The 16,006-nt window shown below is 40.0% G+C and carries 13 protein-coding genes; 12 read left to right on the plus strand and 1 reads right to left on the minus strand.

The window, feature by feature from the left end:
- The 7 genes from purQ to purD all read left to right on the plus strand — a co-directional run bounded on the left by purQ (window position 1) and on the right by purD (window position 9,000).
- Entirely contained in the window at window positions 1-684 is a 684-nt protein-coding gene (gene purQ / locus AC6BKE_RS06450; RefSeq protein WP_054611985.1) for a phosphoribosylformylglycinamidine synthase subunit PurQ, read from the plus strand.
- Entirely contained in the window at window positions 671-2,905 is a 2,235-nt protein-coding gene (purL, locus tag AC6BKE_RS06455) for a phosphoribosylformylglycinamidine synthase subunit PurL (RefSeq protein WP_499856220.1), read from the plus strand. Before purQ ends, purL begins: the two co-directional genes overlap by 14 nt.
- Window positions 2,881-4,305: an amidophosphoribosyltransferase gene (gene purF, locus AC6BKE_RS06460; RefSeq protein ID WP_058844201.1), complete on the plus strand. Its 1,425-nt coding sequence runs from the start codon at window positions 2,881-2,883 to the stop codon at window positions 4,303-4,305. The genes purL and purF overlap by 25 nt, the downstream gene beginning before the upstream one ends.
- A 92-nt stretch (window positions 4,306-4,397) precedes the next feature.
- Window positions 4,398-5,453, plus strand: a complete 1,056-nt coding sequence (gene purM / locus AC6BKE_RS06465; RefSeq protein WP_036123480.1) for a phosphoribosylformylglycinamidine cyclo-ligase — start codon at window positions 4,398-4,400, stop codon at window positions 5,451-5,453.
- Entirely contained in the window at window positions 5,453-6,022 is a 570-nt protein-coding gene (gene purN, locus AC6BKE_RS06470) for a phosphoribosylglycinamide formyltransferase (RefSeq protein ID WP_036123479.1), read from the plus strand. Before purM ends, purN begins: the two co-directional genes overlap by 1 nt.
- A 113-nt stretch (window positions 6,023-6,135) precedes the next feature.
- On the plus strand, window positions 6,136-7,662 hold the full coding sequence (purH, locus tag AC6BKE_RS06475) for a bifunctional phosphoribosylaminoimidazolecarboxamide formyltransferase/IMP cyclohydrolase (protein WP_036123476.1): 1,527 nt from the start codon (window positions 6,136-6,138) through the stop codon (window positions 7,660-7,662).
- An 81-nt stretch (window positions 7,663-7,743) separates the two neighbouring features.
- The gene (gene purD, locus AC6BKE_RS06480; protein WP_036123475.1) at window positions 7,744-9,000 is read left to right on the plus strand and encodes a phosphoribosylamine--glycine ligase; all 1,257 of its coding nucleotides are present in this window, start codon (window positions 7,744-7,746) and stop codon (window positions 8,998-9,000) included.
- A 113-nt stretch (window positions 9,001-9,113) separates the two neighbouring features.
- Here purD and AC6BKE_RS06485 read toward each other — a convergent pair whose 3' ends face one another.
- Window positions 9,114-9,539: a YgaP-like transmembrane domain gene (locus AC6BKE_RS06485; RefSeq protein ID WP_058844200.1), complete on the minus strand. Its 426-nt coding sequence runs from the start codon at window positions 9,537-9,539 to the stop codon at window positions 9,114-9,116.
- Between the two features lie 199 nt (window positions 9,540-9,738).
- Here AC6BKE_RS06485 and AC6BKE_RS06490 point away from each other — a divergent pair, with 199 nt between their 5' ends.
- The 5 genes from AC6BKE_RS06490 to pcrA all read left to right on the plus strand — a co-directional run bounded on the left by AC6BKE_RS06490 (window position 9,739) and on the right by pcrA (window position 16,006).
- Window positions 9,739-11,460 (plus strand): adenine deaminase C-terminal domain-containing protein, encoded by a 1,722-nt coding sequence (locus AC6BKE_RS06490; RefSeq protein ID WP_036123472.1) that lies wholly within the window; start codon window positions 9,739-9,741, stop codon window positions 11,458-11,460.
- 69 nt (window positions 11,461-11,529) lie between these two features.
- Entirely contained in the window at window positions 11,530-12,585 is a 1,056-nt protein-coding gene (locus AC6BKE_RS06495) for a DUF3048 domain-containing protein (RefSeq protein ID WP_442916384.1), read from the plus strand.
- Window positions 12,586-12,600: 15 nt separating this feature from the next.
- Window positions 12,601-12,921: a YerC/YecD family TrpR-related protein gene (locus tag AC6BKE_RS06500; RefSeq protein WP_004225717.1), complete on the plus strand. Its 321-nt coding sequence runs from the start codon at window positions 12,601-12,603 to the stop codon at window positions 12,919-12,921.
- Between the two features lie 110 nt (window positions 12,922-13,031).
- Complete coding sequence (gene pcrB, locus AC6BKE_RS06505; RefSeq protein WP_340812175.1) at window positions 13,032-13,721, plus strand: heptaprenylglyceryl phosphate synthase; 690 nt, start codon at window positions 13,032-13,034, stop codon at window positions 13,719-13,721.
- Between the two features lie 32 nt (window positions 13,722-13,753).
- Window positions 13,754-16,006: a DNA helicase PcrA gene (pcrA, locus tag AC6BKE_RS06510; RefSeq protein WP_499856226.1), complete on the plus strand. Its 2,253-nt coding sequence runs from the start codon at window positions 13,754-13,756 to the stop codon at window positions 16,004-16,006.

Consider the following 16,006-nt stretch of genomic DNA (forward strand, 5'->3'; position numbering starts at 1 on the left):
ATGAAATTCGCAGTACTCGTATTCCCTGGGTCAAACTGTGACATCGATATGTATCATGCGATTAAAGACGAGCTAGGTGAAGAAGTAGAATATGTATGGCATACAGCAACAGATCTAAGTGGCTTTGATGGCGTATTAGTACCTGGAGGATTCTCCTATGGGGACTACCTTCGTTGTGGTGCAATGGCTAATCAATCTAACATTATGGCAGAGGTTAAGAAAGCAGCAGATGCTGGTAAACCTGTATTAGGTGTATGTAATGGCTTCCAAATTCTGACGGAAGCTGGTTTATTACCAGGGGCTTTACTACGCAATAAAAACTTAAAATTTATGTGCCGTACAGTACAGCTAAAAGTGGAAAACAACAATACATTATTCACAAATCAATATGAGCAAGGTCAAATCATCAATATTCCAATCGCACATGGTGAAGGTAATTACTACTGTGACGAGGAAACTTTACAATCACTAAAAGATAATAATCAAATCGTATTCACATACTCAGGTGACAATCCAAACGGTTCTTTAGAAGATATCGCAGGGATTATAAACGAGCGCGGCAATGTATTAGGGATGATGCCACACCCAGAGCGAGCTGTTGATGCATTGGTGGGCGGCGCAGACGGTCTAGCAGTATTCAAATCAATTGTGAAGCAGTGGAGGGAAAATCATGTCAACAACTAAGTTTGAGCCAACAGCACAGCAAATTAAGGATGAAAAGCTATACGCTGGTATGGGGATGTCAGACGAAGAATTTGCAATGGTAGAAGGTATTTTAGGACGTCTACCTAACTGGACAGAGACAGGTCTTTTCTCAGTAATGTGGTCTGAGCACTGCTCTTACAAAAATTCAAAGCCAGTACTACGTAAGTTCCCGACAAAAGGGCCACAAGTATTACAAGGTCCAGGTGAAGGTGCGGGTATTGTCGATATTGGTGATGAACAGGCAGTAGTATTTAAAATGGAATCACATAACCATCCATCTGCAATTGAACCTTATCAAGGGGCTGCAACAGGTGTTGGCGGTATTATCCGTGACGTTTTCTCCATGGGTGCACGTCCAATTGCCATGCTAAATTCATTACGTTTTGGTGAATTAAAATCAGCACGTGGTAAATATCTTTTTGAAGAAGTTGTTGCGGGTATCGCAGGTTATGGTAACTGCATCGGAATTCCGACCGTTGGTGGCGAGATTCAATTTGATCCTTGCTATGAAGGTAATCCACTTGTTAATGCAATGTGTGTCGGTTTAATTGACCATCAAGATATTCAACGTGGTATTGCTGCGGGTGTCGGCAATACAGTTATGTATGTCGGTGCGAAAACAGGTCGTGACGGAATTCATGGTGCAACATTTGCCTCTGAGGAATTAACAGAGGAATCAGATAACCAACGTCCAGCAGTACAAGTAGGGGACCCATTCATGGAGAAACTTTTACTTGAAGCATGTTTAGAAGTTGTAAAATCTGATGCTCTAGTTGGTATTCAAGATATGGGTGCAGCTGGTCTTACTTCTTCATCAGCAGAAATGGCTTCAAAAGCAGGCTCTGGTGTAGAAATGAATTTAGACTTAGTGCCTCAACGTGAGACAGGTATGACAGCGTACGAAATGATGTTATCTGAGTCTCAAGAACGTATGTTATTAGTGGTGAAAAAAGGTCGTGAAGATGAAATTAAAGCGATTTTTGATAAATATGATTTAGATGCTGTAGCAATCGGCCGAGTAACGGATGATAAAATGCTTCGCCTTTTACACAAAGGACAAGTAGTGGCAGAAGTACCTGCTGATGCGTTAGCAGAAGATGCTCCTGTTTATCATAAACCATCTGCTGAACCTGCATACTATGCTGAGTTCCAAGCAATCGAGAACGCAGAACCAGTTGTGACGGATTATAAAGAAACTTTAAATGCTTTACTACAAGCACCAACAATTGCTTCTAAAGAGTGGGTGTACGATCAATACGATTATCAAGTACGTACATCGACAGTTGTGAAGCCTGGGTCTGACGCTGCTGTTATTCGTGTACGTGGGACAAATAAAGGTTTAGCGATGACAACGGACTGTAACTCTCGCTATATCTATTTAGATCCAGAAGTGGGTGGAGCTATCGCAGTAGCTGAAGCAGCACGTAATATCGTGGCAACGGGTGGTACGCCACTTGCGATTACAGACTGCTTAAACTTTGGTAATCCAGAGAAACCAGAAATCTTCTGGCAAATTGAAAAATCTGCTGATGGTATTTCTGCTGCTTGTACGGCATTAAATGCTCCAGTAATCGGTGGTAACGTTTCTCTTTATAATGAGCGTTCAGGTGAAGCTGTTTATCCAACACCAACAATTGGTATGGTTGGTCTTATCGAAGATTTAGCTCATGTAACTACACAGGATGTAAAAGCTGCAGGAGATCTTGTCTTTGTCATTGGTGAGACAAAAACTGAATTCGGTGGTTCAGAGCTACAAAAACTATTAAATAATGGCGTTATTTCAGGAAAAGCGCCAGCTATAGATTTAGAAGTGGAAGGGGTACGTCAGCAAGCTTTATTAAAGGCGATTAAAGCTGGTCTTGTACAATCTGCCCATGACGTTGCAGAGGGTGGTCTTGCAGTCGCTATTACTGAGACAACATTCGGTGCAAACGGTCTTGGTGTTGAAGTAACATTAGCAGGATCTGCTACAACTGCATTATTCAGCGAAAGTCAATCTCGTTTTGTTGTAACTGTCAAAGAAGAAAATGCTGCTGCATTTGTAGAAATCATCAAAGATGCTCACCAAATTGGTGTCGTAACAAATGATGCACTTGTTAAAATCAACGGGGACAAAGGTGTGCTTGTAGAAGGTACAGTGGAGGAATTCCGTTCTAATTGGAAAGGAGCAATCCCATGCTTGCTGAACTCAGAGGCTTAAACGAAGAATGTGGGGTGTTTGGTATTTGGGGTAACCCAAGTCCAGCACACCTTAGCTATTACGGGCTACATGCTCTTCAACACCGTGGACAAGAAGGGGCTGGAATTGTCGTTTCAGATGGACAGCATCTTCGCGCGGTGAAAGGCGAAGGACTAGTTAATGATGTTTTCAACGAAGATAAATTAAAAGCAGTCAACGGCAAAGCGGCTATTGCTCATGTTCGTTACACGACTGCTGGTGGCGGCGGTATTGAAAACGTACAGCCACTATTATTCCACTCCTCAACTGGTAGCCTTTCAATTGCCCATAACGGTAACTTAGTCAATGCGACACATTTAAAACAGTATCTAGAGCGACAAGGGAGTATTTTCCATTCTAGCTCTGATACAGAAGTGCTGGCGCATCTTATTAAGAAAAGCTCGCATTCACCATTCCGTGCAAAGGTGAAAAATGCCCTTTCTCTATTAAAGGGTGCGTATTCTTTCTTAATTATGACAAAGGATGAAATGCTTGTTGCACGTGATCCACATGGTTTACGTCCATTATCTCTTGGAAAGCTTGGAGATGGCTGGGTGGTAGCTTCTGAAACTTGTGCATTTGATTTAATTGGTGCAGAATTCGTTCGTTCTGTGGAGCCAGGAGAGCTCATCATTATTAATGATGAGGGTGTAAAATCGGATCGCTTTGCTGATATGGAAAAGCGTTCGATGTGTGCGATGGAATATGTTTATTTAGCTCGTCCTGATTCAGATATTGATGGCATTAATGTTCATATGGCGCGTAAGCGTATGGGGAAACAACTTGCCCGTGAATGTGCGCATATTGAGGCTGATGTTGTAACGGGTGTACCTGATTCAAGTATTTCAGCAGCGATTGGTTTTGCAGAAGAAAGTGGCATCCCTTATGAATTAGGTCTTATTAAAAACCGCTATGTTGGTCGTACGTTTATTCAGCCAACACAGGAATTACGTGAACGTGGTGTAAAAATGAAACTGTCACCAGTTGTTCAAGTTGTAAAGGGTAAACGTGTAGTAATGGTGGACGATTCAATTGTGCGTGGTACAACATCACGTCGTATTGTCAAAATGTTAAAAGATGCTGGTGCAGCAGAAGTTCATGTTGTGATCTCTTCACCGCCAATGACAAATCCTTGTTATTATGGCATTGATACTTCCACACATGAAGAGCTGATTGCCTCTAGTCATAAAGTAGATGAAATTCGTGATGCAATCGGTGCAGATTCTCTTACGTTCCTTTCTGTTGAGGGCATGGTAGAGACAATTGCACGACCATATGAAGATGACAATCGTGGGCTATGCTTAGCATGCTTTACAGGCAAATATCCAACAGAGATTTTCCCGGATACCATCTTACCACATGAAAAAGAACTATTACGTTAAGAAAAACATCGCAACGGATTGGTGATCGGTAGAAGGCTATACAAAGACTTCTAGGGTACTGAGGCGATTTGGATGATAAGGAGGAACTCTGCGTGTCAAAGGCATATGAACAAGCAGGTGTAAATATTGAAGCGGGTTATGAAGCTGTAAAACGAATGAAGTCTCATGTTGAACGTACGAACCGTTTAGGTGTAATGGGAACGTTCGGTGGCTTTGGTGGCATGTTTGACTTGTCAAAACTAAATCTTAAAGAACCTGTTCTTATTTCAGGGACAGATGGTGTTGGAACAAAGCTAAAACTAGCGTTCATGGTAGATAAGCACGATACAATTGGTGTGGATTGTGTAGCAATGTGTGTCAATGATATTGTTGCTCAAGGAGCAGAGCCACTGTACTTTTTAGATTACGTAGCGCTTGGAAAAGCAGAGCCTGCAAAAATTGAACAAATTGTTAAAGGTGTTGCAGATGGCTGTGTGCAATCTGGTGCAGCACTAATTGGTGGCGAAACTGCGGAAATGCCTGGTCTTTATGAAGAAGACGAATATGATTTAGCAGGGTTTGCAGTAGGTGCTTGTGAAAAGTCTGCCATTGTGACAGGTGAAAAAATCGTTGAAGGCGATGTGCTTATTGGGATTGCATCAAGTGGTGTACATTCAAACGGTTATTCTTTAGTGCGAAAAATTGTTTTTGCAGATCAGCAATATGCGGTGGATGCCATTGTTGAAGGCTATGAAGATTTAGGACCGATCGGGGAGGCTCTTCTCGTGCCAACAAAGCTATATGCTAAGCCAGTATTAGCAGCTTTAAAGGCAGCAGATGTACATGGTTGTGCTCATGTTACTGGTGGAGGTTTCTATGAAAATCTACCGCGTATGATGCCAGAAGGATTAGCAACGGAAATCGACTTAGGTTCTTGGCCAGTATTACGTATCTTTGAATTCCTAAAAGATAAAGGCCAGTTAGAAGATAAAGATCTATATAATGTCTTTAACATGGGGATTGGTTTTGTAATAGCTGTGCCAGTAGCTGAAGCTGAGAAAGTAATGGCAGCAGTAGAAGCAAATGGTGAAAAGGCTTATCCAATCGGACGTGTTATCAAAGGCGACGGAGTAGTGTTTAATGGCTCACATGATGGGAGTTTAGTGTAATGACTGCACCAACAAAAATCGCCGTGTTCGCATCAGGCAGCGGGAGTAATTTTCAAGCCATTCAAGAGGCGATCGGAAGTGGAGAACTGCATGCAAAGATTGAACTAGTGGTGACAGATAAGCCCGGTGCGTTTGTAGTGACACGTGCTGAAAATTTGGGGATTCCAGTGTTAGCATTAAATCCAAAAGAGTTTGCATCAAAAGCAGCTTATGAGACAGCCATTATCGATGCTTTACATGAATGCGATGTGAAATGGATTGTGCTTGCAGGGTATATGCGTTTAATTAGTGACGTATTATTAGCAGCCTTTCCGCAACGAATTGTTAATATCCATCCTTCCTTATTGCCAGCATTCCCCGGGAAGGACGCCATTGGTCAGGCAATCAATCATGGTGTAAAGATTACAGGGGTAACAGTGCATTTTGTTGATGAAGGAATGGATACTGGTCCGATTATCGCACAGGCTGCTGTACCTGTCATTGAAGGAAATCGAGAGGCAACAGAAGCTGAAATTCATAAGCAAGAGCATCTATTATATACAAAGGCTTTACGGCAATTATTACAATAACTGAAGAGGAGTTAGGTCGAGAACCTTACTCAACAAGTAAGACCTAACTCTATTAATCTTATAGAAGCAAGTCAGTTCGTGGTAAGCACGATAAAAATTAGGAGGATATTGTTGTGACAAAACGTGCATTAATCAGTGTTTCCAATAAAGATGGTATTTTAGAATTTGCAAAGGAATTAGTAGCATTAGGTTATGAAATTTTATCAACTGGCGGTACGAAAAAAATGTTACAGGATAATGCGGTGGCTGTAACGGCAGTAGATGAAGTAACGAAGTTCCCAGAAATTTTAGATGGTCGTGTGAAAACATTAAATCCAATGATCCACGGTGGTCTATTAGGAAAGTTTGACGATGCTTCTCATCAAGCACAAATGAACGAGCATGGAATTGAGCCAATTGAGATTGTTTGTGTTAATCTATATCCATTTGTTGAAACAATTTCAAAGCCTAATGTAACATGGGATGATGCAATTGAAAACATTGATATCGGTGGCCCAACAATGTTACGCTCTGCTGCAAAAAACCATCAATATGTAACAGTAATCGTGGACAGCAATGACTATGCAACAGTATTAGAAGAACTAAAAGCAAACGGCGCAACTACAATTGAAACACGTCGTCAATTAGCTGCGAAAGTTTTCCGTCACACAGCCGCTTATGATTCTTATATTTCGAACTACCTGACAGAAGAAGAATTCCCAGAGAGCTTAACGATGACATATGAGTTAAAGCAAAATTTACGCTATGGAGAAAACCCGCACCAAAAAGCGGCTTTCTACCAAAAACGTCTTGGCTCAGACTTCTCATTGGCCTATGCTACACAATTACATGGGAAAGAGTTATCCTACAACAATATTCAAGATGGTAATGCAGCACTACAAATCGTCAAAGAATTTGAAATGCCAGCTGCTGTAGCAGTAAAGCATATGAATCCATGTGGCGTTGGTACAGGTATTACATTAGAGGCAGCATTCGATAAAGCTTATGAAGCAGATTCAACATCTATTTTTGGTGGTATTATCGCGTTAAATATGGAAGTAGATGCAGCAACTGCTGAAAAGTTAAGTCACATTTTCTTAGAAATCATTATTGCACCTGCATTCTCACAAGAAGCGTTAGACATTTTAACGCAAAAGAAAAATATTCGCTTACTAACTATTCCATTTGAGCAAGCAAAACAAGATCAATTCAACGTAGTATCTGTTGAAGGTGGCCTTCTTGTACAAGAGCCGGATCGCTATGGTTTTGGCAATGCAGATATTAAAGTAGTGACAGATCGTGAACCAACAAAACAGGAATGGGAAGCATTACAGCTTGGTTGGTCAGTTGTCAAACATGTTAAATCGAATGCGATTGTTGTAACAGATTCCCAAATGACACTTGGTGTTGGTGCAGGTCAAATGAACCGCGTAGGTGCTGCTAAAATTGCCTTTGAGCAAGCTGGAGAAAAAGCAAAAGGTGCTGCACTAGCATCAGACGCATTTTTCCCAATGAGTGATACTGTTGAAGCAGCAGCAGCGGCAGGAATTACTGCTATTATTCAACCAGGTGGCTCGATTAAAGATCAAGATTCCATTGATAAAGCAAATGAATATGGAATTGCTATGGTATTCACAGGCGTACGCCATTTTAAACACTAATTAATAAAACATATAAGAAACAAAACAGACCGAGATGCTGGTTCATCTCGGTCTTACTTACAAATAGGAGGATTCTCTAAAATGAATGTATTAGTAATCGGAAGCGGCGGTCGTGAGCATGCAATCGCTAAACAATTTAGCATTTCTCCATCGGTTCACAAAGTATTTGTAGCGCCAGGCAATGATGGAATGGGAGGCGAAATAGAAGTTGTAGCTATTGATACAATGGATTTCGCAGGTCTTGCTCAATTTGCCAAGGAAAATGATATTGCGTTAACATTTGTTGGCCCAGAACAGCCACTTGCTGAAGGCATTGTTGATTTCTTTACAGCTAGAGGTTTACGTATTTTTGGCCCTTCAAAGGTTGCAGCTCAAATCGAAAGTAGCAAATCCTATGCGAAAGAAATGATGAATAAATATAATATCCCTACAGCCTCACATGAAACGTTTACTGAAGCAGAAAAAGCGATCGCTTATATTCAAGAACAAGGGGCGCCTATTGTCATTAAAGCAGATGGTTTAGCGGCTGGTAAGGGTGTTGTTGTGGCCATGACAGAGGAAGAAGCAATTGAAGCTGTCGAGGATATGATTGGCAATCAACGCTTTGGTGATTCCTCTTCACGTGTTGTCATTGAAGAATTTTTAGACGGAGAAGAGTTCTCCTTTATGTCCTTTGTACATAAAGGACAAATTTATCCAATGGTTATTGCACAAGACCATAAACGTGCCTATGACGGTGATAAAGGACCAAACACTGGAGGCATGGGTGCATACTCGCCTGTACCACAAATCTCTCAAGAAGTAGTTGATCTTGCATATCATACAATTGTAGAACCTACTGTTAGAGGGATGGATGCTGATGGTGCTTCCTTTACAGGTATTTTATATGCTGGGTTAATTTTAACAAAGAAAGGTCCTCAGGTTATAGAATTTAATGCTCGTTTTGGTGATCCAGAAACGCAAGTAGTGTTACCGCGTATGGTTTCTGATTTTGGGGCATTTATGATGGCTTTAATGGATGAACAGCCATTTGATTTACAATGGTCAGAAGAAGCGATGCTTGGTGTTGTCATTGCAGCAGAAGGCTATCCTGGTGACGTTGAAAAAGGCAAAGCATTACCGAATTTAGAGGCACTTTCCACATCCCATGCAGTATTCCATGCAGGTACAAAATTAGTGGATGGCCAATTTGTTGGTAATGGTGGCCGTGTCCTGTTAGTTGCTGCCAAAGCTCCTACTTTGCAGGAAGCACAGGAAAAGGTATACGCTGGAATTGCTACAGAAACATGGGATCACTTTTTCTTCCGTCAAGATATTGGCTGGCGTACATTTAAGTAATTGTTATTTTCACTAAATTTTAAAATATTTTTAATCATCTTTTGAAACCTCTTGTTGTTTCAAACGTAAGAGGTAAGAGCCGTCTCAATAATAGATTGGGACGGCTCCTTTGACTAAGAAGGATTTTGAGCTTTATTCGTTGAAGAATCGCTACTATTTGAGGAATTTTGAGTTGAAGTGCTGGTGTCAGATTGTTTTGAAGCGGTAGCTTGTGAACCTGAAGAATTACCAGATATAGCAGAGGAAAAATCCTTCATGAGTTTATCGATTTGTTCAGAAGACATAGAATTTTGCCCGCTGAACATACTTTGCATAGAGGTGTTCATGGCATTTTGCATATTGGAGCTTAAGAGCGCCTTTGTTGGACAATATTTAAAGAGTCCCTCAGCCATTTTCATGGCACCTAATGCAATCATTAATCGACCTTTTGTACAATTAGGATCTCTAGAAACTTTAGCGATACCAAATGCTGTCAAACTTGTACCCATTGCAAAACGACAAAATGCATTTTTTTCGCTTAAATTTGCTTGCTGCATCATCATACTTCCTCCTTTAGTCATTGTGGAAAAATTAAGCGAGGTGCACTTTGCTTTATGAAAGTGCTGTGTTACGATTGAAACAAGATGATTGCATAAAGCATAATTTTTATGAAAGTATGCGATTATGCAGTAGTAGTATGTGATTTCAAGTTGGATTTACACAATGAAAAATTACGTAAATTAGGAAGGAGCGAATAGCATGGATCCAGTATGGAAAATAACAAAGTTACGACAGCAATTAGCAGTAATCGATGGGAAAAAGGCACCAGATATCGTGTTGAAAAATGCACGTTATTTGCATAGTATGCTGAAACAATTTGTAGTAGGAAACATTTGGATTTTAGGAGATCGCATTGTCTATGCTGGTGACAGAATGCCTCCTTTATTAGAAGGAACAGAAGTGGTGGATTGTACAGGGAAAACAATTGTACCAGGCTATATTGAACCACACGTCCATCCGTTCCAGCTTTATCATCCACAGTCATTTGCAGATTTTTGTGGTCAGCTTGGAACAACAGCTTTTATTTCCGATAATTTAAGTTTTGTTTTAAATTTAGAAAATAAGAAAGCGTTTTCAATTTTGGATAACTTGAAAAAGCTACCGTTTTCTTTTTATTGGTGGACTCGCTTTGATTCACAAACTGAACTGGAGCAAGAGGAAGAAGTTTTCTCTAATACGTCCATATTGGAATGGCTAGAGCGAAGTGATGTCTTGCTTGGTGGAGAGTTGACAGGCTGGCCTAAGCTGCTGCATGGCGATGATCAAATGCTTTATCGTATGCAAATGGCGAAGGGGCTTGGGAAAAAAATTGAAGGACATTTCCCAGGAGCTTCAGAAAGAACTTTAGCACGCATGAAACTGCTTGGTGCTGATGGGGACCATGAGGCAATGACAGTGGAGGAAGTAGAGCGGCGCATTATGCAGGGCTATGCAGTAACATTACGTTATTCTTCCATTCGTCCAGATTTACCACATCTGCTAAAAGGAATAGTAGAAAAAGAACTTCCTATTTTTGATCATTTAATGATGACAACAGATGGCTCACCACCTTCATTCCATGAGGATGGTGTGATGGATAAATGTATTCAGGCAGCCTTAGATGCAGGAGTATCTCCAATCGATGCCTATCAAATGGCTTCTTATAATGTGGCACGCTATTATAATATGTCTAATTTACATGGGTTTATCGCGACAGGTCGCTTCGCTTCCCTGAATATTTTACAAGATGAATATCATCCTGTTCCTGAAAGTGTCTTATCGAAGGGTGTTTGGTTGAAGCGTGATGGAGAACGTGTGCATAAATTTGCATCAGTTGATTATTCTGCAATCCCAGCATTAGATTTAGATTTTTCATTAGATTCACAAGATTTTCAGTTTTCAATGCCCTTTGGTATTCAGTTAGTCAATGATGTTATTACAAAGCCTTATAACTCTTTCATTACTAGAGAAGGGCAACTGGCGAATCATGACGAGTGCTATTTAATGCTCCTTAACCGGGAAGGTAACTGGCATGTGAATACGATGATTAAAGGATTTGCGACAGATGTTCAAGGCTTTGCATCCTCCTATTCAAACACAGGCGATATTTTGCTAATTGGAAAAAACAAAGAAGATATGATCAAAGCTTTCGAAGAAATGAAGGCTAGAAATGGTGGAATTGTCCTAGTCGAAAAAGGAGAAGTGATAGCGGACATCCCATTAACAATCGGTGGACTTTTATATGATGGAGACGTACTTGCATTAACGGAGAAAGAAAATGCTTTAAAACAAGCTTTAGCAGATCGAGGTTATCAATTAGGAGATGCTATTTACACGTTATTATTTTTACAATCCACTCATTTACCATATATTCGTATAACACCAAAAGGGATTTTCGATGTGATGAAGAATAAGTTATTATTACCTGCTGTTATGCGCTAATTAATGAAAGTGTTTCAGCTGTTTAAACAATTGCCGTCATGTGTAAGTGTTCAAAGGAGAGGTATGCTTGTGTTCAAATCAAAGAAATTATGGATTGCAATGGCATTTAGTGCTTTGTTGATCGGTGGATGTTCAAAGGATACACCAAAAGTCAAAGAAGACGATGACTCTATAGTGGAGGAAGAAACGGTTGGGGAGGAGCCTGTTCAACAACCCAAATTCGTGGCTCCACTCACTGGGGAGGCTGTGCTAGAAGAAATTACACAGCGGCCTATTATGGTCACAATTAATAATCATCCAGCAGCACGTCCACAATCTGGATTGGCTGATGCAGATGTCATTTATGAAATGCTTGCGGAAGGCAATGTGACACGCTTTTTAGCAATATACCAAAGTGAGCTACCTGAAAATATTGGTCCAGTTCGAAGTGCACGCTCCTATTTCATTGATATGGCAAAGGGATTTGATGCTTTTTATGTAGCACATGGCTATAGTCCAGAGGCAAAAACGATGCTCGATCATCGTATCGTCGATCATATCAATGGAATGGCTTATGATGGTATACTTTTTAGTCGTTCCAGGGACCGTGTGGCTCCGCATAATTCATATATTACATCCGAAAACATCCTAAAAGGTGCTGAAATGGTAGGCGCTTCAATGAATTACAGTGAAAAAGTACTTCAGACTTTTTATGAACCCGATGAACGTGGTAAAATAGGCATTGAAACAAGTCAAGTTGATATTTACTATGGAAAGAATGAAGATTTCCACAACTCGTATGTGTATGATCATCAAAGTAATCACTATGAACGACAATCGGCTGGCGTGGACACAAAGGATATGTTAACAGGCGAAACAGTATCATTGGCAAATGTACTATTTTTTGAAATGGACCATCAAACCATTGATGATGTTGGTCGCCAAGCAATTGATTTAACGTCTGGTGGAAATGCGTATGTATTTCAAAATGGCTATTTGAGGGAAGTCGAATGGACGAACGTTAATGGAATACCAATGGCTGTAGAGCAATCAGGGGAGCCTGTAAAGCTTGTACCAGGAAAGTCGTGGGTTCATTTCGTACCATCTTCACCAGGGTTACAAGCAATGGTGAAAACGCAGCCTTAAAGGGAGGAAAATTGCATGCAAATCGAAAAAATTCGGGGGCATCAAACAGATCAATTATTTAAAGCCGTGTTAGAGTTGAAAGACATCGAAGAATGCTATAAGTTTTTTGATGATTTATGTACGATTAGTGAAATTCAATCGTTGGCACAACGCTTTGAGGTTGCACATTTATTGCGTTTGAAGAAAACCTATGAATCCATTAAAAAGGAAACAGGAGCAAGTACAGCAACTATTTCACGTGTGCGTCGCTGCTTCGATTATGGGAATGATACATATGATGAAATGTTAGGTCGTTTGTATCCTGATGAAAAACCGTTTCAAGCACCAAAAGAATAGTAGGGAAAGAGGCTGGGTAGAAGTTCTGCTCAGTCTTTTTCATTTTTTTGTCGTGAATCATAAGCTATACTTGTAAACGAATAGATAGAAAATGATAGGTGGTCAATTAAATGGATTATTTAGAATGGAGACATGTGTTCAAGCTAGATCCAGCTAAGGACATCTCAGATGAGGCACTAGAAAAAATTTGTGAGTCAGGCACAGATGTCATTTTAGTAGGTGGTACGGATGATGTGACATTAGATGGCGTATTAGATTTGCTTGTTCGTGTACGTCGTTTTGAGGTACCAATAGCGCTTGAAATTTCTACAATTGATGCGGTAACTCCAGGATATGATTATTATTTTATTCCAACGGTATTAAATAGTGATGATCCAAAATGGATTAAAAATTTACATCATGAGGCCATAAAAGAGTACGGAGATATTATGGTGTGGGAAGAGTTGGTAGCAGAAGGATATTGTATTTTAAATCCTGATTGTAAAGTAGCACAAGTAACAGGTGCGAAAACGGATTTAACGATTGACGATGTAGTGGCCTATGCACGCATGGCGGAAAATTTCTTTAAATTGCCTGTATTTTATGTCGAGTACAGCGGGATGTATGGGGATCTAGAGGTAGTTCGCGCAGTGAAAAACGAGCTGAAACATACGAAGCTCTTTTATGGTGGAGGCATAACATCTGCAAAGCAAGCGAAGGAAATGGCACAGTTTGCAGATACGGTAGTAGTTGGAAATATTATATATGATGATTTAAAAGCTGCACTTGCGACTGTTAAGGCTGTTAAAAATACGTTATAATTTTAGAACAAATGTTTGTAAGGCGGTGCAAAATGGAACAGTTAACAAAAAATTTACTAGCAGGAATGAATCCTGAACAGGAAAGAGCGGTCAAAACAACTGATGGACCGTTACTTATTATGGCAGGTGCTGGGTCAGGAAAAACACGTGTTTTAACACATCGTATTGCTTATTTAGTGATAGAAAAGGAAGTATATCCATCAAAGATTTTGGCGATTACGTTTACGAATAAAGCAGCACGAGAAATGCGCGAGCGTATTGATGGTGTTCTAGGGAATGGTACCGGCGATAGTATGTGGGTTTCTACTTTCCACTCAATGTGTGTAAGAATTTTACGTCGTAATATCGATCAACTAGGCATATCTCGTAATTTCTCCATTTTAGATTCCACTGATCAGCTATCAGTCATCAAAAATGTGATGAAGGATGAGAATATTGACCCTAAACGTTTTGAGCCGAGAGCGATTTTAAATGCGATTAGTGCAGCGAAAAATGAATGTATTACTGCTGACGATTACGCTGGACAAATGAACGATAAAAACCCTTATGAACAAACCGTTGCACGTGTCTATAAAGGCTATGAAAAAAGACTACGCCGCAATCAATCGCTCGATTTTGATGATTTGATTATGACGACGATTACATTGTTTAAACGTGTGCCTGAAGTGCTCGAATACTATCAAAATAAATTTCAATATATTCATGTAGATGAGTACCAAGATACGAATAAATCTCAATATTTACTTGTACAGTTACTGGCAAAGAAATTTAAAAATATTTGTGTTGTAGGGGACTCCGATCAGTCCATCTATCGATGGCGTGGTGCTGACATTGGCAATATCCTATCTTTTGAAAAGGATTATCCTAACGCCAAGGTCATAATGCTTGAGCAGAATTATCGTTCTACTAAACGCATCCTACAGGCGGCAAATGACGTCATTCAAAATAATACAACACGTTACCCAAAAGAACTGCGCACAGAAAATGCAGAGGGTGAAAAAATTGCCTTATATAAAGCTTATAATGAGCAAGAAGAAGCGCAATTTGTTGTACAAACGATTCAGCAATTAATTGAAAAAGAAAATCGTTCATTTGATGACTTTGCTATTTTATATCGTACGAATGCTCAATCACGTGTGATGGAGGAAGTACTTGTTAAATCCAATATGGCCTATCAAATAGTGGGCGGAACAAAGTTCTATGATCGAAAAGAGATTAAAGACTTACTAGCTTATTTACGACTGATTGCCAATAATGATGATGATTTATCACTGGCACGTATTATTAATGAGCCGAAGCGTAGTATTGGAGCTACATCCTTTGAAAAAATGGCACGCTATGCGATTGATCAGGATCGTTCCATTTTTGATGCGATGAATGATCTTGTATTCATGGGTCTAACTGGGAAAGCAGCAAATTCAGCTGAGCAATTTTATGCAATGATTAAAGGCTTTACAGAGATGCAGGATTATTTATCTGTTACTGAAATTGTGGAGCAAGTCATCGATAAATCAGGCTACCGTACAATGCTGCAAAATGAAAAAACAATTGAAGCAGAAAGTCGTCTAGAGAATATTGAAGAGTTTTTATCTGTCACAAAGGCTTTTGAGGAGCGCAGTGATGATAAAAGCTTAATTGCTTTTTTAACAGATTTAGCTCTTATTGCTGATATTGATGCACTAGATAAAGAAGATGCTTCTAAGGGCAATATTATTTTAATGACGATGCATGCCGCTAAAGGCTTAGAATTCCCTATTGTCTTTATTATCGGTATGGAGGAAAATATATTCCCACATTCACGCTCTTTAGACGATCAAGATGAGATGGAAGAGGAACGCCGTCTTATGTATGTTGGCGTGACACGAGCTGAGGAACGTCTCTATTTAACATGTGCACAAAGCCGAACAATTTTTGGTCGTTCAAGCTTTAATAACGCCTCCCGATTCTTAGGTGAAATTTCAGAAGACATTACAGAGTCCATTTCTAAGGCAAGTGCAGAATCAAAGTTACCGTTTGCCTCTAATAATCGTTCAACAGCTGGCTATCAAAAGCGCACGCTTGGTGCTATTCAACAAACACAGCCTGCTACAGCTCGTTTACAAGCAACGGGTGGAGATCAATTTGGCTGGAAGGCTGGAGATAAGGCGATTCATAAAAAATGGGGAACGGGTATGGTAGTCAGTGTAAAAGGTGAAGGTGATAGTACAGAGCTTGATATCGCCTTTCCACAACCAATTGGCATAAAACGATTACTAGCTCAATTTGCACCGATTGAAAAAGCGTAA

This window comes from Lysinibacillus sp. COL-1 (assembly GCF_059814265.1).